The organism is Euzebya pacifica (assembly GCF_003344865.1).
In the GTDB taxonomy this organism is placed as follows: domain Bacteria; phylum Actinomycetota; class Nitriliruptoria; order Euzebyales; family Euzebyaceae; genus Euzebya; species Euzebya pacifica.
This window is the reverse complement of sequence record NZ_CP031165.1, coordinates 3,062,311-3,085,761: the sequence shown is the minus strand read 5'-3', so window position 1 is coordinate 3,085,761 and position 23,451 is coordinate 3,062,311. Positions and strand designations below refer to the sequence as shown.

Annotated in this window: 22 protein-coding genes; 10 read left to right on the top strand and 12 right to left on the bottom strand. The window is 71.3% G+C overall.

Annotation, left to right across the window (positions count from 1 at the left end; translation table 11 throughout):
* Window positions 1-14: 14 nt before the first annotated feature.
* The gene (locus DVS28_RS13180) at window positions 15-734 is read right to left on the bottom strand and encodes a hypothetical protein (RefSeq protein WP_114591855.1); all 720 of its coding nucleotides are present in this window, start codon (window positions 732-734) and stop codon (window positions 15-17) included.
* Window positions 735-1,047: 313 nt separating this feature from the next.
* On the opposite strand from DVS28_RS13180, the gene DVS28_RS13175 reads away from it, so the two are divergent.
* The 3 genes from DVS28_RS13175 to DVS28_RS13165 are packed head-to-tail and all read left to right on the top strand — an operon-like array spanning window position 1,048 to window position 3,831.
* On the top strand, window positions 1,048-1,488 hold the full coding sequence (locus DVS28_RS13175; protein ID WP_114591854.1) for a CBS domain-containing protein: 441 nt from the start codon (window positions 1,048-1,050) through the stop codon (window positions 1,486-1,488).
* A gap of 37 nt (window positions 1,489-1,525) precedes the next feature.
* Complete coding sequence (locus tag DVS28_RS13170; protein ID WP_114591853.1) at window positions 1,526-3,037, top strand: iron-siderophore ABC transporter substrate-binding protein; 1,512 nt, start codon at window positions 1,526-1,528, stop codon at window positions 3,035-3,037.
* Window positions 3,038-3,042: 5 nt separating this feature from the next.
* The gene (locus tag DVS28_RS13165) at window positions 3,043-3,831 is read left to right on the top strand and encodes a siderophore-interacting protein (protein ID WP_216826011.1); all 789 of its coding nucleotides are present in this window, start codon (window positions 3,043-3,045) and stop codon (window positions 3,829-3,831) included.
* A 25-nt stretch (window positions 3,832-3,856) separates the two neighbouring features.
* Here DVS28_RS13165 and DVS28_RS13160 read toward each other — a convergent pair whose 3' ends face one another.
* From DVS28_RS13160 to DVS28_RS13150, 3 genes are read right to left on the bottom strand one after another with little or no spacing between them, the layout of a single operon-like run.
* The gene (locus tag DVS28_RS13160) at window positions 3,857-4,726 is read right to left on the bottom strand and encodes an ABC transporter ATP-binding protein (protein ID WP_114591851.1); all 870 of its coding nucleotides are present in this window, start codon (window positions 4,724-4,726) and stop codon (window positions 3,857-3,859) included.
* Entirely contained in the window at window positions 4,723-5,796 is a 1,074-nt protein-coding gene (locus DVS28_RS13155) for a FecCD family ABC transporter permease (protein WP_216826010.1), read from the bottom strand. The genes DVS28_RS13160 and DVS28_RS13155 overlap by 4 nt, the downstream gene beginning before the upstream one ends.
* Window positions 5,793-6,809, bottom strand: a complete 1,017-nt coding sequence (locus tag DVS28_RS13150; RefSeq protein WP_114591850.1) for a FecCD family ABC transporter permease — start codon at window positions 6,807-6,809, stop codon at window positions 5,793-5,795. Before DVS28_RS13150 ends, DVS28_RS13155 begins: the two co-directional genes overlap by 4 nt.
* Window positions 6,810-6,946: 137 nt before the next feature.
* Between DVS28_RS13150 and DVS28_RS13145 the strand changes: the two genes are divergently transcribed.
* Together DVS28_RS13145 and DVS28_RS13140 are read left to right on the top strand one after the other, a co-directional pair.
* Window positions 6,947-8,011, top strand: a complete 1,065-nt coding sequence (locus DVS28_RS13145) for a pirin family protein (RefSeq protein WP_114591849.1) — start codon at window positions 6,947-6,949, stop codon at window positions 8,009-8,011.
* Between the two features lie 35 nt (window positions 8,012-8,046).
* Window positions 8,047-8,643, top strand: coding sequence for a hypothetical protein (locus tag DVS28_RS13140; RefSeq protein WP_114591848.1), 597 nt, complete (start codon window positions 8,047-8,049; stop codon window positions 8,641-8,643).
* A gap of 24 nt (window positions 8,644-8,667) precedes the next feature.
* Here DVS28_RS13140 and DVS28_RS13135 read toward each other — a convergent pair whose 3' ends face one another.
* Window positions 8,668-10,077 (bottom strand): NAD-dependent malic enzyme, encoded by a 1,410-nt coding sequence (locus DVS28_RS13135; protein WP_114591847.1) that lies wholly within the window; start codon window positions 10,075-10,077, stop codon window positions 8,668-8,670.
* A 75-nt stretch (window positions 10,078-10,152) separates the two neighbouring features.
* A complete protein-coding gene (locus tag DVS28_RS13130) occupies window positions 10,153-10,938 on the bottom strand; it encodes a hypothetical protein (protein WP_114591846.1) in 786 nt (261 codons plus the stop codon).
* 118 nt (window positions 10,939-11,056) lie between these two features.
* Between DVS28_RS13130 and DVS28_RS28390 the strand changes: the two genes are divergently transcribed.
* From DVS28_RS28390 to DVS28_RS13115, 3 genes are all read left to right on the top strand, one after another.
* The gene (locus tag DVS28_RS28390) at window positions 11,057-12,859 is read left to right on the top strand and encodes an HD-GYP domain-containing protein (RefSeq protein WP_114591845.1); all 1,803 of its coding nucleotides are present in this window, start codon (window positions 11,057-11,059) and stop codon (window positions 12,857-12,859) included.
* A 94-nt stretch (window positions 12,860-12,953) separates the two neighbouring features.
* On the top strand, window positions 12,954-14,021 hold the full coding sequence (gene metA, locus DVS28_RS13120) for a homoserine O-succinyltransferase MetA (protein ID WP_114591844.1): 1,068 nt from the start codon (window positions 12,954-12,956) through the stop codon (window positions 14,019-14,021).
* 48 nt (window positions 14,022-14,069) lie between these two features.
* Window positions 14,070-15,347 carry an O-acetylhomoserine aminocarboxypropyltransferase/cysteine synthase family protein gene (locus tag DVS28_RS13115; RefSeq protein WP_114591843.1) on the top strand — a complete coding sequence of 426 codons (1,278 nt, stop codon included), beginning with the start codon at window positions 14,070-14,072 and terminating at the stop codon, window positions 15,345-15,347.
* 22 nt (window positions 15,348-15,369) lie between these two features.
* Here DVS28_RS13115 and DVS28_RS13110 read toward each other — a convergent pair whose 3' ends face one another.
* Entirely contained in the window at window positions 15,370-15,591 is a 222-nt protein-coding gene (locus DVS28_RS13110) for an amphi-Trp domain-containing protein (protein WP_114591842.1), read from the bottom strand.
* A gap of 64 nt (window positions 15,592-15,655) precedes the next feature.
* Between DVS28_RS13110 and DVS28_RS13105 the strand changes: the two genes are divergently transcribed.
* Together DVS28_RS13105 and DVS28_RS13100 are read left to right on the top strand one after the other, a co-directional pair.
* Window positions 15,656-16,273: a TetR/AcrR family transcriptional regulator gene (locus DVS28_RS13105; protein ID WP_164710483.1), complete on the top strand. Its 618-nt coding sequence runs from the start codon at window positions 15,656-15,658 to the stop codon at window positions 16,271-16,273.
* A 46-nt stretch (window positions 16,274-16,319) separates the two neighbouring features.
* Window positions 16,320-17,276 carry a CHAD domain-containing protein gene (locus DVS28_RS13100; RefSeq protein ID WP_114591840.1) on the top strand — a complete coding sequence of 319 codons (957 nt, stop codon included), beginning with the start codon at window positions 16,320-16,322 and terminating at the stop codon, window positions 17,274-17,276.
* A 19-nt stretch (window positions 17,277-17,295) separates the two neighbouring features.
* On the opposite strand, the gene DVS28_RS13095 is transcribed toward DVS28_RS13100, so the two are convergent.
* From DVS28_RS13095 to DVS28_RS13075, 5 genes are all read right to left on the bottom strand, one after another.
* Window positions 17,296-17,748, bottom strand: coding sequence for a MaoC family dehydratase (locus DVS28_RS13095; protein ID WP_114591839.1), 453 nt, complete (start codon window positions 17,746-17,748; stop codon window positions 17,296-17,298).
* An 80-nt stretch (window positions 17,749-17,828) separates the two neighbouring features.
* Window positions 17,829-19,469: a M14 family zinc carboxypeptidase gene (locus tag DVS28_RS13090; RefSeq protein ID WP_114591838.1), complete on the bottom strand. Its 1,641-nt coding sequence runs from the start codon at window positions 19,467-19,469 to the stop codon at window positions 17,829-17,831.
* A 26-nt stretch (window positions 19,470-19,495) separates the two neighbouring features.
* Complete coding sequence (locus tag DVS28_RS13085) at window positions 19,496-20,893, bottom strand: acyltransferase family protein (protein ID WP_114591837.1); 1,398 nt, start codon at window positions 20,891-20,893, stop codon at window positions 19,496-19,498.
* Between the two features lie 122 nt (window positions 20,894-21,015).
* On the bottom strand, window positions 21,016-21,945 hold the full coding sequence (locus DVS28_RS13080) for an exopolyphosphatase (protein WP_114591836.1): 930 nt from the start codon (window positions 21,943-21,945) through the stop codon (window positions 21,016-21,018).
* Between the two features lie 76 nt (window positions 21,946-22,021).
* Window positions 22,022-23,446 carry a WS/DGAT/MGAT family O-acyltransferase gene (locus DVS28_RS13075; protein WP_114591835.1) on the bottom strand — a complete coding sequence of 475 codons (1,425 nt, stop codon included), beginning with the start codon at window positions 23,444-23,446 and terminating at the stop codon, window positions 22,022-22,024.
* Between the last annotated feature and the right edge of the window lie 5 nt (window positions 23,447-23,451).

The following is a 23,451-nucleotide window of genomic DNA, read 5'->3' as shown; positions in this document are numbered from 1 at the left end:
GGTGTGGCAGACCTTCAGGTGGTGGCGGGACGTGGGGCGTGCCCGCGGCGGCGGGCGATGAGGAGAATCAGGAGGAGCAGGAGGACCGCGCTGACGCCCATCGGGGCAGCCGCGGCGAGCCGGGGGGAGGACGGGGCGTTCAGGACGCCGACCAGGTCGGCGGGGACCAGGCGGTTGTGGTCGGGGGCGAACTCGATGGGCTGGGTGCCGGCGGGGCCGCGCAGTCGTCCGACGTTGCGGTGGGGTTCGGCGGCGTCCATCAGCAGCAGGCCGTAGGTGATGGAGGTACGGCTCGGGTCAAGGGGGCCGTCGGCGGTGAGGTGGAAGGCGACGAGGGGGAAGTCCGCGTCGATCGTGGCCACGTCCTGCGGGACGTCCTCGCCCGTGACGAGGCGGGGGGTGCCGGCCGCTACCGGGACGGCGGTGCCGTCCTGCTCCACGACGACCGCGTCCTCGGCGAGGGCTGTCAGCAGGTCGCCGGCTTCCTGCACCTCTGCCGCGGACACGATCGTGTTGTCGTTGGCATCCAGGGGCAGGAGGGTCGCCAGGTGGTAGGGGTCCAGCCACAGGTCGTAGGCCATTCCGCCCTCGCCGAGGGTGATGTCGCTGAACCCGATCGTGGCGAAGTGGGCAGCGGCGCCTGCCGTCAGCGACACCATCGACACGACGGTCAGCGTGACGATGCAGACGAGACGGGACGCGAACGCACGGATGCGGCTGGTCGGGGACAGCACTGAAGAGGACCTCGTGATCCGGGGACTGCGGGTGATCGGGGCGCTGCGGTTCTACCCAGCGGTCGGGACCGAATCCGCCCCGTAGCCGGCTCCTGCGCCGTTCTTCAACGAGCGTTCACGGCACCCACATCGGGACCGCCGGTCCCGACACGCTCCGGTCACCCGTCCGCGTTCCGGAGCAGTGCGCCCACCGCGCCGGCGCCACGCGCGGCGGCGAGATCCTCCTCCAGCCCCGACACGCAACGTCCTCCCCCACCGATGGGCCATACTCCAGCCGATCGATCCTACCGACGCCGAGGGAGGCGACGCAGCGATGACCGTGCGGCAGTGGATGGCCAACGACCCGGTGGTGGTCGAGCCGACCACCGAGGTCCACCAGGCCCGGGCGACGATGCAGCGCAACGGCATCCGCCACCTCCCCGTCGTGCAGGAGGGGATGCTCGTCGGCATCGTGAGCGACCGCGACGTGCGGATCGACGAGGGATCCCTCGCCGAGTGCGGATCCCTCGACGGGGTGAAGGCGGTGTCCGGCCACGGCCGGGACGTCGCGTCGGTCATGGCCGCATCCGTCCACCACATCGGTCCTGACGCAAGCGTCGGTGATGCCGCTCGCGTGATGATGTCGCGGCACATCAGCGCCGTCCCCGTGGTCGAGGACGGCCGGCTGGTCGGCATCATCACGACGACCGACTGCCTGCTCGCGGCCCTGACGGCGGACCCCGACCTCGGTTCCGCGGCCACACCGTCGGACTGATTTAGGTAAACCTAACTTCATACGGTACAACGGGTGCATGAGTGCATCTCGTTTCCGCCGTGTCCCCGCCCCCATCGTGGCCGTCCTGCTGGCCGTCCTCGTGGCCGCATGCGGGACCTCCGCGTCAACCTCCGAGGATTCCGCCGACTCCTCGTCGTCTTCGTCCTCCTCGTCCGCAAGCTCGACGGCCACGGGCTCGGTGCCCGCCGAGGACACCGAGTCGGTGTTCCCGGTCACCATCGAGCACCAGTTCGGCGAGACGGTCGTGCCGTCGGAGCCCGAACGGGTCGTGTCGGTCGGCTTCAACGACCAGGACGACCTGCTCGCACTCGGCGTGGTGCCGGTCGGCATCCGCGACTGGTACGGCGAGCAGCCGTTCGCCGTGTGGCCCTGGGCGGTCGAGGCACTCGGCGATGCCGAGCCTGCGGTCCTCTCCCCCGCGGAGCTGGACTTCGAGGCGATCGCGGCGCTGGACCCCGACCTGATCGTCGGGGTGTCCTCGGGCATGACCGACCAGGACTACGGCCTGCTGAGCGCGATCGCCCCGACGGTCGCGCAGTCCGCTGACTTCGTCGCGTACGGCACCCCATGGCAGGACCGCGCGCTGCGAATCGGTGCGGCCATCGGTCGTCTCGACGAGGCCGAGCAGCAGGTGGACGCCATCGAGGCTCGCCTGGCCGACATCAGGGCGGAACACCCGTCCTTCGACGGGGCGTCCGCAGCGGTGGCCTTCGCGTTCGACGGGCAGCCCGGTGCCTATGCCAGCGAGGACGGTCGCGCCCGCCTCCTGGCCGACATGGGCTTCGTGACCCCCGAGGTGTACGACGAGATCGCCGGTGACCAGTTCTACGCGTCCTTCTCCGCCGAGCAGACCGACCTGCTGGACACCGACGTCATCGTCTGGGTCACCGCAGGTCCCGAGGACGACGCCGCGATCCGCGACATGGCCCTGCGGGACACCCTGACCGCCGTTCGGGAAGGCCGCGAGGTCTTCCTCGACACCGAGACCGCCGGCGCCTTCTCCTTCGGCAGCCTCCTGAGCCTGCCCGCGCTGCTGGACAGCCTCGTGCCCCAGCTCGAGGCCGCCGTGGACGGGGACCCCGCCACCGAAGTCCCGCCGTCGGCGTTCGCCGAGTCCTCCTCCGACGCAGCTGCCGTCGACGACGAGGAGGCCGGCGCCGAGACGGCCGAGCCGGTGACCTTCGAGGACGACGACCAGGCCGCGGCCGCCTCGGCCTGGTCGCTGGTCTTCGACTCCACTGCGCCAGCGGCCGAGAAGGGCGCGCACCTCGAGGACGCGGATGCGGTCGGCGGGACGCTGGAGGCCTACGCGTCGGCTGGGGACGCGGTCGGCGGGATCGCCATGCACCCCACTGCCGTCGTCGTGGACGGCGACACCGCCGAGATCACCTACGACGTCCTGTTCGGGGGCAGTCCCGCCTACCGAGGTCAGACCGGGACCCTCGGCAGGGCCGACGGGGTGTGGCAGGTCCCCACGACCGAGCTGTGCACCTTCATGGCCTCCGCCCGGGTTCCCTGCGAGCAGTGACGGCCGTGTCGACACCGACATCCGCCGAGGTCGAGCCGGTGATCCGCACGCTCCTGACCCGGGTGGTGGCTGCAGAGGACGTGCACCGGGCGTTGCGCCGCGTCACCCTGACCGGGCCGGCGCTCGCAGACCTCGACCTCCCCGGCCCCGACGCCTTCTTCCACCTCCTCCTGCCCCCACCCGGCCGGTCCGATCTCACCGTGGACGAGTCCTTCTCGTGGGAGGCCCACGCGGCCACCCCGGCACGGGACCGGGCCGTCGGCGCCTACTACACGGTCTGGGACCACCGACCCGATCGCGCGGAGCTCGACGTCCTGATGGTCCTGCACGGCGACGAGGGGGACGGCTCTGCCTGGGCTGCCCGTGCACGACCGGGGGACCCGGTGGCCATCTGGGGCCCGAGGACCACGTTCCATCCGCCAGCGGATGCGGATCGGTGGGTCCTCTGCGCCGACGAGACGGGCACGCCAGCGGCCGGCAGGGCCCTCCGCGCCCGGCCGCCCGGCATGCCAGCGCTCCTCCTGGCTGAAACCGACTCCCCGTCGACACGCCAGCCCCTGCTGGACACCGGGGACGCAGAGGTCCGCTGGCTGTACCGCAATGGGGCCCCTGCCGGTTCGACCACGCTGCTGGAGGACGCCCTGGCAGCCGAGCGGCTGACCCCCGACGTGTTCGTCTGGGCGGCTGCCGAGCACCGAACCGTGGACGCCCTCCGGGAGGTGGCCCGGACCGCCCGTGTGGCCGGGACCCATCGGTCGCTGCTTGCCTACTGGCGGTTGACGACGGCCCGCTGACCGGTCGTCCCCCGGCGCCGCACCCCTACCTCCGGTGGGCGGCGCCGAGCGGGACCACGAGGGGCGTGTCCGACACCGGATCGGTGATGATCCGGCACGGCAACCCGAAGACCTCCTCGACGCGCTCGGCGGTCACGACCGCCGACGGTGGGCCCTCCACGACGATGCGCCCGCCCTGCATCGCGATCAGGTGATCGCCGTACCGTGCCGCCTGGTTCAGGTCGTGCAGGACCAGGACCACCGTTCGGCCATGCGTCCGGTTCAGGGCCGCGAGCAGGTCCAGCACCTCGATCTGGTGGGCCAGGTCCAGGTAGGTCGTCGGTTCGTCCAGCAGCATGACGGGGGTCTGCTGCGCCAGGGCCATCGCGATCCAGACACGTTGCCGCTGCCCACCCGACAGCTCGTCGACGGCCCTGTCGGCAAGGTCAGTGGTCCCGGTGGCGGCCAGGGCCTCGCCCACCGCCGCCTCGTCGGCATCGCTCCACTGCGCGTACCAGCGCTGGTGCGGATGGCGGCCCCGTCCGACCAGGTCGGCCACCGTGATACCCGACGGCGCGATCGGGGCCTGCGGCAGCAGGCCGAGCCGGCGTGCGACCTCCTTGGTGGGCATCCGATGGATGTCCTGCCCGTCCAGGTGGATGGTCCCCGACGACGGGCGGAGCAGCCGGGCAAGGCCACGCAGGAGCGTCGACTTCCCGCAGGCGTTGGCGCCCACGATCACGGTCACCCGACCGCCGGGCACGACGACGTCGAGCCCGTCAACGACGAGGCGGTCGTCGTAGGCCAGCGACACCCCCTTGGCGACGAGCGGTCCGTCGGACGCGACGACGTCGGCCGAACCGGCCCGTCCGTCGGCCTGGCGTCGGTGACTCACGGTCGAGGGAGATGCGGTCATCTGGTCACTCCGAAGCGGGTGGCGGCCGAGAGCAGGTACAGCAGGTAAGGCGCCCCGACCATGGCGGTCGCGACGCCGACCGGCAGGCCGCCCAGGAGGTGCTGGGCAACGAGGTCGGCGCCGAGCAACATGCACGCGCCGACCACCATGGCCGGGACGAGGGCGACCCCACCGCTGCCGGTGACCCTGCTGGCGATCGCCGGTGCGGCCAGGGCGACGAAGGCGACGGGGCCGGCCGCGGCCACGGCGACGGCGGCCAGCAGGACGCTCGCGAGGACGAGCAACCCGCGTGCGGTCTCGACCCGCAGGCCGAGCTGCCGGGCGGCGTCGTCCCCGAGCTGCAGCGCGCGCAGCGAGCGCCCGCCCAGCAGCGTCGGGGGGACGAGCACGGCCAGGACGAGGGTGATCGGCACGACGTGATCCCAGCTGCGCCCGTTGAGGCTGCCGGTCAGCCACACCATCGCCTGGCTGGCGTCGGTCAGGTCGGCGCGGGTCAGGAGGTACTGGACCACGGCCATCGACGCCGAGGACAGGCCGATGCCGACGAGCACGAGCCGGTAGCCGTCGACGCCCTGCCGCCAGGCCAACGCATACACCAGGGCCGCCACGACGATGCCGCCGGCGAGGGCCCCGAGGGTGACGGTGGCGACGCTGGTCGCCCCGATCACGATGAGGGCGACCGCCGCCGCCGACGCGCCGGCCGTGATCCCGACGATGTCGGGGCTCGCCAGCACGTTGCCCGTCACCCGCTGCAGGAGGGCACCGGAGAGCCCGAAGGCGGCCCCGACCAGCACACCGGTCAGCGCACGTGGGAGCCGGAGGGTCTTGACGACGAAGCGGATGTCGTCCGGCCCCTGCCCCAGCACGGCGGCGGGGATGTCGGCCAGCGGTACCGGATAGTCCCCGAGCACCATGGACAGGGCGAAGATCCCGAGGAGGACGCCGAGCAGGGCGAGGCTGGTCCACGCGAGCCGGCGTTCGACGCGCCAGGACAGCGGGCCGATTCGGATCACGGCCCGCGACGGCGCCCGCACCGAGGTCGCCTCCGCTCGGTCGAGGAGGTCGGTCACGACTCCACCAACCGGCGTCGGCGGACCAGGGCCACGAAGAACGGCGCGCCGAGGAGGGCCGTCACGATGCCGACCTGCAGCTCGCCCGGGCGGACGACGAGACGGCCGACGACGTCGGCGCCGACCAGCAGGAGCGGCGCGAGCACGATGGAGGCCGGGAGGAGCCAGCGATGGTCCGGACCGCCGAGGCTTCGCGCCACGTGCGGGACGACCAGCCCGACGAACCCGATCGGTCCGGCGATGCTCACCGCCGAACCGACGAGCAGCACGACGGCGAGCAGCCCGAGGGCGCGAGCCACCTCGATGCGATGCCCGAGCGAGACGGCGACGTCGTCCCCGAGCCCAAGCGCGTTCAGCGTCGGGCCCAGCAGCAGGGCGAGGACCACGCCGGCGACCAGGAACGGGCTGACGGCGGCCAGCACCCGGTCCTCCCCGCCGGTGAGGGATCCGACGACCCAGAAGCGAAACTGGTCGAGGGTGCGCTGGTCGAGCAGCAGGATCGCCGTCGTGACGGCGGTGAGCATGGCTGCGACCGCCGCGCCGGCCAGCGCAAGCGTTGCGGGGGAGGCGTGTCGTCCGCGGGCGCCCAGCAGGTGCACGACGAGGGACGCACCAGCGGCCCCGGCCATCGCGAAGCCCATCCAGCCCAGCGCCGAGCCGATGCCGAAGACGTTGATGGCCACCACGACGCCGACCGCCGCACCCGCGTTCACGCCCAGCACCCCGGGGTCCGCCAACGGGTTCCGGGTCAGGCCCTGCATGACGGTGCCGGCAAGGCCCAGGGCCCCACCGACGGCCAGTCCCACGATCGTCCGGGGCACGCGCAGGTCGCGCACGACGAGGTGGTCGCTGGACGTCGGATCGGGGTCCACCAGGGATCGCCAGGCCTCGGTGACGGGCACGGAGCGGGCACCGAACGCAAGGCTGCAGAGGACGACGACGGCGAGCAGAACGACGGCGCCGAGGAGCAGCCCGAGCTGGCGGCGGGTCAGGACGGAGAACACGGGAGCCATCCTAAGGTTAGGTTCCCCTTACTCCAACTCGACATGCGTCCGTGCAGTAGTTGTTTGGATTCGTACAATGGCTGGTGTCGCGAGGTCACGTGACGCACACTCGACCTCGCCGGACCCAATCCCCAGAGGAGCGCCCCGTGCACACACCGTCCGATGCCGTCATCCAGAAGGTCGAGCTGGGCCAGGTCTGGCAGACCGTCGATCCGTTCCTGTTCTGCGTCCACCACGACGACGACTACCCCGAGGGCGACGAGGAGCTCGGGCCGTGCGCGCCGTTGGTCGGGCGCAACATCGGCATGGACTTCTCCGGACGTGACGGCTGGTCGATGTACCACGGGTCACTCGTCCCGGGCTTCCCCCAGCATCCCCACCGCGGCTTCGAGACGATCAGCTTCATGCGCCGCGGCTACATGGACCACAGCGACTCGCTCGGGGCGGCCGCCCGCTTCGGTCGTGGTGACGTCCAGTGGATGACCGCCGGTTCCGGCGTCGTCCACGCCGAGATGTTCCCGCTGCTGCGCAACGACCAGCACAACGAGACCGAGCTGTTCCAGATCTGGATCAACCTCCCCGCCAGCGACAAGATGGTCGAGCCCCACTTCTCGATGCTGTGGGACCACGAGATCCCCAAGCACACCCTGCTCGACGAGGCCGGCCGGCCGGTGCACGTCACCGTCGTCGCCGGCCAGGTCGTGGAGGGACACCGGGCACCCGCCCCTCCCCCGCACTCCTACGCCTCCCGTGCCGACAGCGACGTCAACATCTGGCACCTCGGCATGTCGGAGGGGTCGTCGTGGACCATGCCCGTTGCCGGCCACCCCGACTCCGTGCGCGTCGTCTACGTGTTCGGTGACGGCGCCGTGCGGATCGGTGACACCGAGGTGCAGGGTGGGGAGGGTGCGGTCGTCCGGTGCGACGTGCCCATCAGCATCACCGACGACGCCCCCGGCGGCCGCAACACCGACGACGGCCACACCACCGAGGTGCTGGTCCTGCAGGGACGCCCGATCGGTGAACCCGTCGTGCAGTACGGGCCGTTCGTCATGACGACCAAGGCCGACATCCAGAAGGCCTACGCCGACTACAACGAGACCGGCTTCGGTGGATGGCCGTGGGACGTCAACGACCCCAACCACGGCCCCGACGTCAAGCGGTTCGCCCGCCACGCCGACGGCCGTACCGAGGAGCTCGCGGGCACCTGATCCCGTACCCGAGTTGCTGTTATGGTTCCAGCAGCATGCTCCTGCGACAGCGAATCCTCGTGGCCCTCCTCGCCGGTGGCGTCCTGCACGCCTGCGGAGGGGGCCCGGGAATCGAGGCGCTTGCTCGCGGCACCTGGGCGTGCACCCATCAGCAGGCCGGCACGACGACGGTCGAGGACGTCGACGGGCACGAAGCCCCCTGGCCCGCGCCGTTCGACCGCCATGCCGCCGAGTTCGACGACCGGACCATCGTCGACCCGCCCACCACGGTGTACGTGGACCACGGTGAACCCACATCGTTCGACGTCACCATCACCGACGGCGGGGCCATCGTCATCGACGGGTTGGGTATCAGCGGGTTCGAGGCGCTCGAGGGCCAGTGGCGCCTGGGTGCCGACGACGAGGTCGTCATCGAGTTCGCCGACGCCGACGACGAACGGTGGCGCGCCATCGTGGACGTCGGCCTCGACGACAACCCCGACGGCACCGTCTCGGGTGTGGTGCTGGACGACCCGGGCACCACGGAGGGGACCCTCACCCTGGTCGGGACCCACTGGGAGGGCGACTCGGTCCAGGGGTCCTACCGCACCGGCGACCTCGTCCACGGCGTGAGCTGCTCGAAACGGCCATGAACCGCCCGGGCCCGCCCTCGTCGCTCAGCGGACCCGTGCAACCCCATCGGCCACCGCGGCGGCAGCCACGGCCCGGCCGACGGCGAGGGCGACCTGGGTGTCCAGGGCGCTCGGGATGACCTCGCTGGCCTTCAGCGCCTCCTCGGGCACGCACGAGGCGATCGCCCGCGCCGCCGCGATCTTCATGCCCTCGGTGATGGAGTGGGCGTGGGCGTCCAGCGCCCCGCGGAAGATGCCGGGGAAGGCCAGCACGTTGTTGATCTGGTTCGGGTAGTCGCTGCGTCCCGTGGCCATCACCGCCGCCAGGTGGCCGACCTCCGACGGCAGCACCTCGGGGGTGGGGTTGGCAAGGGCGAAAACGATGGGGTCGGTCGCCATCCCCGCGATGTCGTCGACCGACACCAGGCCGGGTCCGCTGACCCCGACGAAGACGTCCGCTCCGCGCAGGGCGTCGGTGATGGTGCCGGTGAGCCGGTTGCGGTTGGTGTGCTCGACGAACCACTGCTTGGCCTCGTTGAGGCCCTCCCGACCCGGATGGATGATGCCGCCCCGGTCGACACCGACGATGTCACCCACGCCCGCGGCGAGCATGATCTTGGCGATGGCGGTGCCCGATGCACCCACGCCGAGGATGGCGACACGCAGGGACGCCATGGACTTGCCGACCAGCTTCAGCGCGTTCTCCAGCGCCGCCAGGACCACGACGGCGGTCCCGTGCTGGTCGTCGTGGAACACGGGGATGTCCAGGGACTCGCGCAGCCGGGCCTCGACCTCGAAGCAGTGCGGCGCGGCGATGTCCTCCAGGTTGATGCCGCCGAAGCCCGGGGCGATCCGCTGGACGGCCTCGACGATGGCGTCGACGTCACCCGTGGGCACGTCGAGGCAGATCGGGTAGGCATCCACGCCCCCGAAGGTCTTGAACAGCTGCGCCTTGCCCTCCATCACCGGCATCGCGGCCTCGGGGCCGATGTCCCCGAGTCCGAGGACCGCCGTCCCGTCCGACACCACGGCGACGCTGTTCTTCTTGATGGTGTGGGTGTACGCCATCTCCGGCTTCGCGGCGATCGCCTCGCAGACCCGCGCCACCCCCGGGGTGTAGGCCATCGAGAGGTCGTGCATGTCCCGCAGGGGCATGGTCGAGACGACCTCGATCTTGCCCGCCTCGTGGAACGCGAAGGTGCGGTCCTCGAACTCCAGCACCTCGCAGCCGTCCAGCCCGTGGAGCGCGTCGTGCACGGCCTGCATCTGCGCGGCGTCGATGCAGTTGACGATCAGGTCCTCGTCGAGGTGGGTGGTCTTCGCCTCGAACCCCTCCAGCGCGATGATGTTGCCGCCCACCTCACCGACGGCGATGGCGAGCCGTCCGAGCGTGCCGGGCACGTTGTCGAGGCGGACACGGAGGCGGACGGAGTATGCGGCGGTGGGTATGGTCACCGGCGCAGGCTACTTCGACGACCACAGGGCAACGCAAAGGCCAGCGAGACCGTCGGGGCCGTGTCGACGTGGCCTTCAGTCGACCCAGAGCGGGCTGTCGGCGATGTCGGGGCAGCCGGGTATCCCGTGCCCGAAGTAGTCGTCCCGCCCCACGTCCAGCGTGACCGCCCGCCCGATGGCCGACGCGGGGCGGTCGGCGCTGAGGATGTCCCACGGGTCGTCGTCGACGTGGCCGTCGCCGGTGCTGTGGGGCGCGCAGTCCCGGGCGGCACCGAGTCCGTGGAGCAGCTCGTGGGCGATCGTCCAGCTGGCGGTGGACGGCCAGACCGCGCTGCGCCGCAGGTCGTCGCCGGCACAGTTGCCCAGCAGGAGCACGATCCCGTCGGGGCCGCCGATGCCGCACGTCCGCCGAGGCGCTCGCTCGTGGTCGGTGGTGACGTCGGCCAGGACCAGCGGGAAGACGGTCGGGCCGACGCGGGCGGTGACGGCCTCGTGGATCCGGAGGTAGGCGTCGTCTGGATCCCCCAGCCAGCTCCCGGCGTTCCCCGTGACCTCGACGATCTCGGCGAACCCGGGCCCTCGACGGAACCGGAGGCCGGTCTGCTGCTCGATCCAGCCGATGGCGAGCTCGGCCTCGTGGAGGGCCGCGTCGGCGGTGAGGGCATCGAAGTCACTGCCCGGTGGAGCTGCGACGTAGACCACGAGGGTGTTCCTGGTGTCGGGGCCGGCGACGGCCAGGCCGGGAAGGACTCCCGCCGCGGCGACGGCGAGCGCCCCGAGGAGGACCAGCGCGACGAGGCGCCACCGGGCGCGGGACCGCGTGGCCGGCTGCTCGTCCCAGACGGGTTGGAGGACCTCCACTCCCCTGCTGTCGGCACCTCCGTCGCCGCGCTTGACCCCCGTCGGAAGGGAAATCGACGAAGGACTAGTCGATTTTCGGCATGGTCGCCTACGTCACCCTGCCCCTACTGTCGGTGACATGAGGGCGGACGAGTCGCACGATGGGCAACGCTGGGGTGGACGGGGCACCCTGGCCGCCCTGCTGCGCGCAGTTGCGGTTGTCGGCCCCGCGCTTGCCGCGTGGGTGGCCTGCACGGCCCTGCGCCAGCTGCTTCCTGCCCCCGTCGGCGCCCTCGGTCGCCTGACCACCGGCGCGCTGCTGCTGGTCGTGGGTGTGGCCGTTGCGTTCGGGGTCACGCGGCTGGCCGCCCGCCTGGCACCCCTCGCGTGGCTGCTGCGCATCGACACGGCGTTCCCCGACGCGGCCCCGAGCCGCTTCGAGCTGGCCCAGCGGGCCAACCGGACCAAGGACCTGGTGACGCTCGCCCGGTCGCCGGAGACCCCGACGGACCAGCGCACCGCCGCCGAACGCATCCTCGTCCTGGCCGCCGCGATCGCGGCCCACGACCGCCGGACGCGCGGCCACAGCGAACGGGTACGGGCCTACACCAGGGTCGTCGGGCAGGCCATGGGCCTGCGGGGCACGCAGCTGGACAAGCTGGCGTGGGCCGGCCTGCTCCACGACGTCGGCAAGCTGGTCGTCGAACCGGAGGTGCTGACCAAGCCCGGACGCCTCGACGTCCACGAGCACCGCCAGATCCAGCAGCACCCGGTCGCCGGGTTCCGCATGGCCGAACCCCTCGTCCCGTGGCTCGGCGACTGGGGCAAGGCGATCCTCCACCACCACGAGCGGTTCGACGGCACGGGCTACCCGTTCGGCCTTGCCGGTGACGCCATCTCCCTCGGCGGACGGATCGTCGCGGTCGCGGACGCCTTCGAGGCGATGACCGCCAGGCGCACCTACAACACCCCGCGAACCCTCGAGTCCGCCCGGCAGGAGCTCGCCGACTCGGCCGGCACCCATTTCGACCCCGCGATCGTGCGGGCGTTCCTCGCCGTCCCGGTGCATCGCCTGGCCCGCATCGCGCTGCCCTCCGCCGGGCTGTCCGCCAGCGGCGTCGCCGCCGGACTGCTCGACGCAGCGGCACCGCTGCGCACCATCGGCCAGGCGTTCGGTCGCGTCGGTGCCGCCGGCATGCTGGCCGGGGCGGGTGTAGTGGCGGTCGTTGCCGGGGCCGGTCCCGTCGTGGAGGTGGACGAGGTGGTGGGCGCCGCCCCTGCGGCCACGACGCTGACCGTCGCGGGTGGCGAGGTCACCGCCGTGCCGGAGGGGCTGATCGCTGCAGCGGCGCAGACCCTCATCGAGACCGTGTCGAGCCCCGACGACACCCCGGACCGGACCCCGACGCCAGTCGCCCAGCCGACCCCGACCCCGACCCCCACCCCGACGCCATCCGACACGCCGACGTCGCTGCCCAGCCAGCCACCGCCGACGACGCCCCCGACGACGACGCCGGTTCCCCAGGCCACCAGCACTCCCGCACCCGAGCCGAGCGGGGGACCGCTCGGGCCGATCGTGCAGGCCCTGCCCGAGCCCATCGCCGATCCGGTCACCCAGGTCCAGGGTGCGCTGGAGTCCACCGTGGAGTCGACCGTCGAGTCGGTCCAGGAGGTCCTGCCGCCCCCCGTGGCGTCGGTCGTGCCCACCGTTGCCGACCTGGTCGAGACGGTGGTCGAGACCGTCGAACAGGTCGTCGACACCGTCCTTCCCGAGCCCGTCCCCCAGCCACTGCCGCCACCCGCGCCACCCGCGCCCCCCGCGCCACCGGCCGGTCCCGTCCCGGACGTGGTCGAGGACGTGGGCGACGTCGTCGGGGATGTCGTCGATGACGTCGGCGATGTCGTGGACGGCGTGGTCGGCGGCCTGCTCGGCGGCAGCTGATTTCCTGGGTGGGCGACGGTTGTCACCGTTCGCCACTGTGGTGACGCCGTCCGTGGCGGGTTAGGTTCAGGCGCCCGTCAGACCAAGGACGCCGATGCCGATCGTTGCCCACTCCGGGCTGCCCACCTTCCGCACCCTCGCGGAGGCCGGACAGCCGGTGCTCTCTGCCCAGGATGCCCTCACCCAGGACATCCGTGAGCTGCACATCGGGCTGCTCAACATGATGCCGGACGCGGCCCTGAAGGTGACCGAGCAACAGTTCATCCGATTGGTCGGCGGGTCCAACGCCATCGTGCAGCTCTACGTGCATCCCTTCACCGTGCCCGGCCTCGAACGCAGCGCCGAGGCACGTGCATGGATCGAGGAGTACTACGAGCCGTTCGACAAGCTTCGTGAGGAGGGGCTGGATGCCCTGATCGTCACGGGCGCCAACGTCAGCAACCCCGACCTCGCCGACGAGCCGTTCTGGGAACCCCTCGGCGAGGTGATGGCCTGGGCCGACGAGCACGTCACCTCGACCCTGTGCTCGTGCCTGGCAACCCATGCGATGGTGCAGCAGCGCTACGGCGTGCGTCGCCGACGCCTGCTGAACAAGCGATGGGGCGTCTTCCCGCACCGCGTGGTCGACGACACCCACCCGCTGCTGCTGGACACCAACAGCCGCTTCGACGTGCCCCACTCCCGCTGGAACGCCGTCAGCAGCCGCGAGCTGCGCGAAGCCGGCGTCCGGGTGCTCATCGAGTCCCTCGACGGCGACTTCCACATGGGTACCTCCGCCGACGGCATCCGGACCGTCTACCTGCAGGGGCACCCGGAGTACGACCGGGTCAGCCTCCTCAAGGAGTTCAAGCGCGAGGTGGACCTGTACCTGGCGGGCGAGGTCGTCGGCGCGCCGCCCCTCCCCGACCACTACCTGACACCGGGTGCCGCCCGCTTCGCCTGGGACCATGTCGATCGGGCCGGCCGTGCCGTCGAGGCCGGCCACCCGGTCCCGGCCTTCCCCGAGGCGGCCCTGTCCGGCGAGCTCGACAACACATGGACCGACACGGGCAAGGCCATCTTCAACAACTGGCTGGGGCTCGTCTATCGCCTGACCGACCACGAACGCGGCGTGCCCTTCATGTCCGGTGTCGACCCCGACGACCCCCTCGCGTCGCTCTGATCCCACCCCTGTCCACCCCGACCATCCGCTCAGCTAGGAGAACCTGACATGCGCGACGAAACCCTCGCCATCCACGCCGGTTACGAGACCGAACCCACCACCAAGTCCGTGGCGGTGCCGATCTACCAGACGGTGGCCTACGAGTTCGACAACGCCAAGCACGGCGCGGACCTGTTCGACCTCGCCGTCCCGGGCAACATCTACACCCGGATCATGAACCCGACGCAGGCGGTCCTCGAGGAGCGCCTCGCCGCCCTCGAGGGTGGCGTCGCCGCGCTCGCGACCAGCGCCGGCAGCGCCGCGATCACCTACGCGATCCTCACCATCGCCAAGGCCGGCAACAACGTGGTCACCGTCCCGCAGCTCTACGGCGGCACCTTCACCCTCTTCCAGCACATGCTGCCCGACCTCGGCATCGACGTCCGGTTCGCCGCCAGCGACAGCGCCGAGGACCTCGAGGCGCTCATCGACGACAAGACCGTGGCGGTCTTCCTCGAGTCCATCGGCAACCCGGCCGGCAACATCCCCGACATCGAGGCCGTCGCCGAGGCGTCCCACCGCCACGGCGTCCCCGTGATCGTGGACAACACCGTCGCCACCCCGAGCCTGATCAAGCCGCTCAAGTGGGGCGCCGACATCGTCGTGCACTCGCTGACCAAGTACATCGGCGGGCACGGCACGACCCTCGGTGGGGTCATCGTGGACGGCGGCACCTTCGACTGGGTCGCCAACGCCGAGCGGTTCCCCATGCTCAACAACCCCGAGCCGGCCTACCACGGCGTGGTGTACACCGAGGCCCTCGGCCCGGCCGCGTACATCGGTCGTGCCCGAACCGTTGCGCTGCGCAACACCGGTGCGGCGATCTCGCCCATGAACGCGTGGCAGATCATCCAGGGCATCCAGACCCTGCCGCTGCGCATGGAACGACACTGCGAGAACGCCCAGGCGGTCGCGGAGTTCCTCGAAGCCCACGAGCTGGTGGAATGGGTGGAGTACGCCGGACTGGAGTCCTCCGCCCATCACGAGATGGCCAAGAAGTACACGGGCGGCAAGCCCTCGGCGCTGCTGTCGTTCGGCATCACCGGCGGTCGCGAGGCCGGCGAACGGTTCTACGACGCCCTGGAGCTGTTCACCCGCCTGGTCAACATCGGTGACACCAAGTCACTGGCGGCCCACCCCGCCTCGACGACGCACCGTCAGCTGACAGAGGACGAGCTGGCCACCGCCGGGGTCACACCCGACATGGTGCGCCTGTGCGTCGGCATCGAGCACATCGACGACATCCTCGCCGACCTCGAGCAGGCGCTGAAGGCCGCGCAGGCCTAGCGGGACACGCGGGCCCGTTGGGTCACCAGGAGATCTCCAGCTCGATCTCCGACCCGTCGGGCCCGACCTCGACCTCGAACTCGACGGTCACGTCGTCGGGAACGGCGACGGTGACCCGACGCCCGTCCTGGTCGACGCCCACGGAGTTGTGCCGGGCGAGCGCGTCGGCCAGGTCCCGCAGGAGCGCGGCGGCGTCCTCGCGACTCATCTGCTGCTTGGACTTCGATTCGAACAACGTCGTCATGCCGAACAGCGTAGTCCGGTACGGGCGGACAGCGGCGAGGCAGGCGGTAGGGTTCGGTGACGTCATGCAGTTCAACACGACTTCGCCCGAGATCTCGGCGACCCGAGCCGCCCTCCTGACCCGTGCCGAAGCCATGGCGCAGAGCCTTCCCTGGCACGAGGTCACCATGAGCAAGCTGGCCCAGTCCGCTGGGGTCAGCCGGCAGACGGTCTACAACGAGTTCGGCAACAAGCAGGGCCTGGCCAGGGCCATCGCGCTGGTCGTCGCGCAGCGGCTGCTGGTGGACTTCAACGAGGCAGCCGCCGCCGAGCACGACCTCCATGGTGCTCTCGCGGCCGGCCTCGTCTCGGCGTTCGAGCACGCCGACGCCACACCGTTGGTCCATGCCGTCCTGACCGGGCAGTCGGGCAACGGCCTGCTGACCGTCGTGACCACGGACGCCTCGGAGATCCTCGAGACGGCCGGCGGGGCGATCACCCACATGGTCCTCGACCGCTGGCCCGTCCACGACCGCGCCGCGGTGGAGATCGTGGCCGAGCTGGCCATCCGGCTGTTCGTCAGCCACCTCCTCCAGCCCGGACCCTCCCGGCGGGTCACCGCCGCCCGTATCGCGACCATCGCGTTGGCTGCCCTCGAGCACGGGCAGGAGCTGGTCGCCGCCGCCGAGAACCGCGTGGGCTGACCCGAATGGCCGTGTGTCGGCTGCCGGCACGGGGTAGGAGGGCGCCATGCCCTTCGTGATCCAGCCCGAGGAGGACCTGGCCAGCGCCCTGCGGCGCATCGCCGGTGAGCAGGCCGCCCGCGGCCTCGACAGCCTGTCGGCCGGCATGGCCCATCCAGCCGACGCGGTCGACGACCAGCAGGAGGACCCGTGGGACGAGGGGGTGCACGATGCCCGGAAGCGCTGCAAGAAGGTCCGGGCCGTGGCACGACTCTGCCGTGACGCCCTGGGCGAGGGCTACTCCCCCATCAACGCCGCCTTCCGGGATGCAGCCCGGCTTGTCGGCGATGCGCGGGATGCCTGGGCGCTCGTGGAGACCGTCGACCTGCTGGCCGCACGCGACGACGACGACCTCTGCCCCGAGGAGGTCGCCAGCGAGGTCCGTGGTGCCATGGTCGAGCGGTACCGTCGCGTCCGAACGGCCTCCGCCGACGCCGATCTGCCGGCCGAGGCGCACCGGGCCCTGCGGGACGCCGCCGACGGGATCGAGGACTGGCCGCTGCCCGACGCCATGGCCGTCGCGCACCTCGAGCCGAGCATCGCCCGCGTCCACCGGCGTGGACGAACGCGTTGGCAGGAGCTCCGCGACACGCTGGACGACGACCCGGACGCAACCACCGAGGAATGGCACGACTGGCGCAAGCGGGTCAAGTACCTGCGCTACCACGTGTCGCTGCTGGAGGAGGCGTGGCCCGAGGTCATGTCGGCGACCGAGTCGCTGCTGCACGACCTGACCGACGCCCTCGGGGAGGACCACGACCTGGCGGTCCTGGCCGAGGTGCTCCGCGCCGAGCAGCCGCTCGATGCGGCGAGGACCGAGCAGGTCGTCGGGGCCATCAACGCCCAGCGACACGTCCTGCGCCACGACGCGATGCTGCTGGCCCCGCTCGTCTACGCCGAACCGACGGAGCCGTTCGCGGCGCGTCTCGTGGGGTGGGCCGGGCACGGTCTGGGTCTGGCCTGACGGCCGCCCGCGGGGTGGCTCAGGGGTAGCGCAGGATCAGCCAGGTGGCGATCAGCGCGGGACGGTCGCTGCCCTCGATCTCCACGGTCACCTCGACCCGCGCCATGATGCCCTGCCCCTTCTGCTGGGTCTCCAGGAGGCGCCCGTTGGCACGGACGCGACCACCGACGGGCACGGGGCTGGTGAACCGCAGCTTGTCCAAGCCGTAGTTGACGCCAGCGCTGACCTCGGTGACCTGGAGGATCTGGCCCACCAGGTGCGGCAGGAAGGACAGGGTCAGGAACCCGTGGGCGATCGGCCCGCCGAACGGACCGTCCTTGGCCCGCTCGACGTCGATGTGGATCCACTGGTGGTCCAGCGTCGCGTCGGCGAACTGGTTGACCATGTCCTGGGTGACCTCCAGCCAGTCGCTGGTGCCGAGGTCGGTCTCGCCGGCCTCGGCGAGCTCGGTCAGGGTCATGGTCGTGGGCATTGCGTGCTCCTCGGCTCGGGGTGGGTGTGCGGGGCAGGATCGCACACCCGTCGTCTGGCCGGCCAGCCGGGGACCCGGTGTCAGCCCTCGGCCGTCAGCACCTCGAGCTCGTCGCCCCGTCGCGCCACGCCGGACCAGGTCCGGACGGTCCCGTCGGGCGCCTGTGCGGTCAGGACGTAGTGCTCGGGCTGTCCGCCCGACTCCAGGGTCTCGGCACCCACCGAGGGGTTGACGTGCCAGGCGAAGCTGCCGTCCTCCCCGACCACCATGGTCGCCTCGAGGTGCTCCTCGACACGGGTCGCGCCGTCGGCGGCGCGGGACAGGGGGATGCTGATGTCCTTCGCGAGCGTCAGGACGGTGCCCGGGGCAGCCGTGCCGACCAGGACGGCGTGCTGCGCGGTGTCGACGGCTGATCGGAGCAGCTTCAGGTGCGCCTGCCAGTTGTCGGCGAAGTAGCCCGGGACGTTGTCGCCGTACACCGGATGGAACGAGGACCCGTGCTCGAGGGTGTAGCAGTAGGTCCCGAGCGTGCCGTACATCCAGTCGTCGATGATGCCCGTGCCCGGGTACAGCGCTTCGTTCCAGGAACCCGAGGTGTAGCCCATCGGCCCGGCCATGTCGTCGCCAAGGGCGGCCAACGCGGCCTCGTCCGGCGGCTCGGCGGGGGTCCAGCCCCATGGTCGCAGGACCAGGTCCCCGGAGGTGTGGTTGGAGATCGCGGCCAGGATCTGGGTCGAGCGGAACAGCCCGGTCAGGGCCTCGATCTCGGGTTCCGAACCGGGTCCCGGGCCGTAGTGTGTCTGGCTGGTCGTGGTCCCCGACGCCCCGACGCCGCCCCACATGTAGGGATAGTTGCGGTTGATGTCGACACCCTGCTGGGGCTCGAAGGACCCGGGCAGCGCAGTGTGCTTGAGCAGGTTCTTGCGGTGGTAGGGGCCCTCCTGGGCCAGCAGGGTCAGGCCCTCCACGACGGCGATCTCCTCCACGTAGGGGACCGCTTCCCGGGACCGGACGAACCCGTCGGGGTTGCTGACCGGGATGACGAAGACACACAGCTGCTCCAGCAGGCCCGTGACCTCGGCATCGCCGTCGAGCCACCCCTCGACCAGCGCCTCGGCGAACATGATGGTCAGCTCCCCCGACGGCCACTCCCGGGCGTGGTGCAGACCGCACATCATCGCCTGGGGCCGACCGTCGCTGTCGGCCACCGCGACGTCGGCACCGATCACGAGTCCGTGGATGGCCCGTCCCTCGTGGGTGAGCGGGCTGTCCAGCAGCAGCGGCCTGACCAGGTCAGGTGCCAGCTCCACCAAGCGGTCCATGTCGGCCCGGTAGTCGTCGAGGACGCGGTAGCCGGTGCGTTCCTGCGGACGTGCTCGGCCGTCCGCGGCCTCTGCGAGGCGGTCGGCGACGAAGCGGGCACCGAGGTCGCCCTCGACTTCCTCCCAGCTGATCCCTGCTGCCCGCAGGCGGGCCCGGTCCCCTGGCCAGGCGACGACCTCCACCTGCCCGTCGTGCACGTGCTCGGTGAGGTCGAACCCGGCCATGACCTCCCGGAAGGCGTCGGTGAGGCGGACCCTGAGGAGCGCGGTCGGCTCGGTCCGACTGGCCCGCGACACGAGGTCACCGGCGAGGGCGGCTGCACCGGTGGCCGGAAGGAGGGTGGCCGCGCTGGATGCGGCGGCCCCGGCGAGGAATGAACGACGAGAGAAGGAGTGCATGGCCACGACGTTCGCCGCACGAACGGTCAGGTCCTGCTCCTCCTTCGTGACGATCGTGTTTCGTCCCGGACGTCGTGGAGCAGGACCGTCGCGACGACGAGCGCGAGGGGGCCCCACACCCGGCCGTCGGCGGTCCCGTGCAGGACCACGTCGGCGATCCCGCCGCTCGCCAGCAGGGTGGCGACGACCGTTCGTGTCGTCCCGGGGAGCGCGTGGACGGCCGACCGTCGGAGCAACCACGCGCTGGGACGGCTCACGAGGGCGATGACCACGAGGGTCACGACCAGTGCCGCGGCCATCTGGACCGGGTGGACCAGCCACCAGGTCGTGGTCAGCGGCTCCACGGCCAGCACCGCGTCGATGACGGGCAGGTCGACGCGCACGGCCAGCGCCACGAGGGCCACCAGGCCGGTCATGTGCCACAGGTACACCGCCATGCTCCACCGACCGGCGACGGCCAGGGCCCGACGACGGGTCGCGGTCCGGCCCAGCCACGCCTCCAGGCGGGGTCCGACCGACAGCGCCGTGCAGGCGTAGGCAAGGCCGTGGACGGCCAGCAGCAGGCTCGGCGGGGAGTTGTTGGACCGGGCGGCGTCGGTGACGCCGACGACGGGCACGGGGTAGCCCGCCAGGGCGACAAGGCCCAGCGCCACCACCAGCGCGGCCGCACCGGCCCGCCACAGGCGCACCGTGTCGAGGGACCCGAGGCCCACGGCGACACCGAGGGTGGACGGGATCATCCAGACGATCGGGAAGTTCAACCAGCCCACGAACGGCACGCCGGCGAGGTGCAGCGCATCCACGGCGCCGGCGGCCGCGAGCAGCAGCACGATCGGTCGCAGGGCACCGTGCCGCTGGACCACCCGCACCGCCATCGGCAGCAGGGCCTGCACGAGCAGGTAGACGGCAAGGAACCACAACGGCACCAGGGCCGCCTGGGAGGCCACACCGACCAGGTCGGCACCGAACAGCCCCGCGACTGCGGGGCCGCCGAGGACCCAGAGGGCCAGCAACGGCAGGGCCGGCACCACGAGCTGGCGCGCCCGGCTGGCGACATGGGCTCGCCACACCGACCGGAACGTGGACCCGGAGACGGTGCCCGTGGACGATCCGAGGTCGTCGGCCAGGCGCGGGGCCGCGACGACCGCGCCCACCGCGAAGAAGCAGGCCATGACCTGGACGGCCCACGTGACGGGGTGGGTCCACGGGGCGATGTCGAGCAGGGCCGACACCGTGACGTCGTCGTCGCGGAGGACGACGACGGCGATCAGGTAGTGGCCGAGGACGACCACCAGGAGGGACGCGGCACGCACCGCATCGACCCACCGCAGGCGCGCAGTGCGGTCGGCATCGTGGGACGCGCCATCGGGACGAGTGGACGTGGCCGCCGTGGCGGCCGGCTGGAGCGAGGAGGTCGTTGACATGACCCGAGCGTCGTCCTCGGGCAGGTGGCGCGAATCGGGGCTGGCCCCCGTATCTCCCCCCAACCACCCCCGGGTCGTCTCGGGGTCACCCCCGGCCCGGCCCGGGGTGGGTCAGCCAGTGATCAGGCGGGTACGACGGCGCCGTTGAGGGCATCGACGACGGTGTCGAGCGTTGCGACGGCGTCTCCGTGCGCAACCTGGCAGGTGCCGGCGTTGCGGTGTCCGCCGCCGCCGTGGGCCAGCATCAGGTCACCGATGGACACGTCGTTGGTCCGGTTGAGGATCGACTTGCCGACCGCGAGCACCGTGTTCTGCTGGCCCTTGCCCCACAGCACGTGGACCGACACGGTCGTCTCGGGGAACAACGCGTAGATCATGAAGCGGTTGCCGGCGTGGATGGTCTCCTCCTGACGGAGGTCGAGCACCGCCACCTCGCCACGAACCGTGGTGCAGCGGCGAAGCTGTTCGGCGAACGCCTGGGCCTGCTCGGTGTAGAGCTCGACCCGTTCGGCCACGTCGGGCAGCTCCAGGATCTCCTCGATGGTCAGCTCGCGACAGGCTTCGATGAGCGCCATCATCAGCTGGTAGTTGCTGATGCGGAACGTCCGGAACCGTCCGAGGCCCGTCCGTGCGTCCATCAGGTAGTTCAGCAGCGTCCACCCGGTGGGGTGCAGGATCTCCTCGAGGGAGTACTGCGCCGAGTCGGCCTGGTCGACCGCACGCATCATGTCGTCGCTGATCCGCGGGAAGGCATCAGCGCCGCCGTAGTGGTCGAAGACCACCCGTGCTGCCGACGGGGCCTCCGGATCGATGATGTGGTTGGCCTGCTCGCCAACCCGCCGGGTCTCCGACAGGTGGTGGTCGAACACGAGGTGTGCCCCCTCCACCCAGGGAAGGTTGGTGGTGATGTCCCGATCGGTGATCTCCACCACGCCGTCCTGCATGTCCTTGGGATGGACGAACAGGATGTCGTCGATGAGGCCGAGCTCCTCGAGGAGCGCAGCACACACGAGGCCGTCGAAGTCCGAGCGGGTCACGAGGCGATAGGACATGAGGTGGGCACCAGGGGTCGGGGGTCCGGTCGCCTTCCCAGTCGGCAGGCGTCGGGCAGCCCTTAGCCGAGGATCCTCACCGGTCCAGCAGGGCGGCCATCTCGGCCATCTCGGCGGTGAAGTCGTCGGCCATCTCCCACAGGTCCGGGACCATCTCGCGGTCGGCCACGAGCCCGAACTGCAGCTCGTCGCGGTAGCTGAACAGCGTCACGTTGAGGCCCATGCCGTCGTAGATCGCCGAGACGGGGAAGATGCCCTCCATCCGGGCACCGCCCAGGTACAGCGGTACGGGCGGGCCCGGGACGTTGGAGACCACGACGTTGAACGGTGTCCGCATGTGGTCGGCCCAGCCGAGCCGGGCCACCGTCCTGGCCGCGCTCGCCGCAAGGGCCGGCGAGGCGAACTGGGTGAAGTCCCGCAGGACGCTGGCAGGGACGGCGTTGCCGCCCTTGGCGACGTCCATGGACGACGCGGCGCTGCGGAGACGGTCCTCGACACCGGCGACGTCGGTCGGCAGCAGCGCGATGAGGGCGTTGACCTGGTTGCCGGCGTCGCCCTTCTGCGCGGAGGTCCGCATCGAGATGGGGACCATCGCCTGGAGGGCCTGGTCGCCCAGCGCGTCGTGCCGTTGCAGCCAGCGGCGCAACGCACCGGCGGTCAGCGCCATGACGACGTCGTTGACCTTGCAGTCGTAGGCGTCCTTGAGCCGCTTGATGTCCTTGAGCGGCATGGACGCGTAGGCCCATCGGCGGTGGGGCGAGATCGTCCCGTTGAACGGGGACGGGGGTGCCTGCAGGTGGGGCTTGCCCAACAACCCCTCCCCCATCCGGGACCGCATCCTCGACGGGGCCGCCTGCTCGGCCATCCGTCCGAGCAGCGGGAGGGCACCGGCTGCGCGGACGGCCATCCGACCGGCCCGGCCCGGCAGCTTGGCCAGCCCCTGCGCAGAACGAAGCAACATCTCCGCGTCCGACGGTGGCCGCTCGCCCGTCATGGCCTCGCGGTGACCGGGAACGGGCGGGGTCGGTTCGAGGTCGAAGAGGACGCCGAGGATGTCCACACCGGAGACGCCGTCGATGGTCGCGTGGTGGTTCTTGCTGTAGATGGCGACCATCCCGTCGGCCATGCCCTCGATGACGTAGGTCTCCCACAGGGGCCTGGACCGGTCCAGCGGCCGGGCGTGGATGCGCGCGACGATGTCGGCCAGCGTCCTGGCGTCACCGGGTGGCGGCACGGCGATCCGCCGCACGTGGTACTCCAGGTCGAACTCGGGGTCGTCGATCCAGTACGGATGGTCCAGGCCCATCGGTGTGGTCACGAGTCGCCAGCGGAAGGGCGGCAACAGGTGCAGCCGGTTGCGATACACGTCCATGACGGTCTCGTGGGTGAACCCCTCCGCCGCCGTGGTGGGATCCACGAAGACCACCGACCCCACGTGGAGCGGGGTGTTGGGACGTTCCAGGCTCAGGAACATCGCATCGAGACCGCTGAGCTGCCGCATGGTCG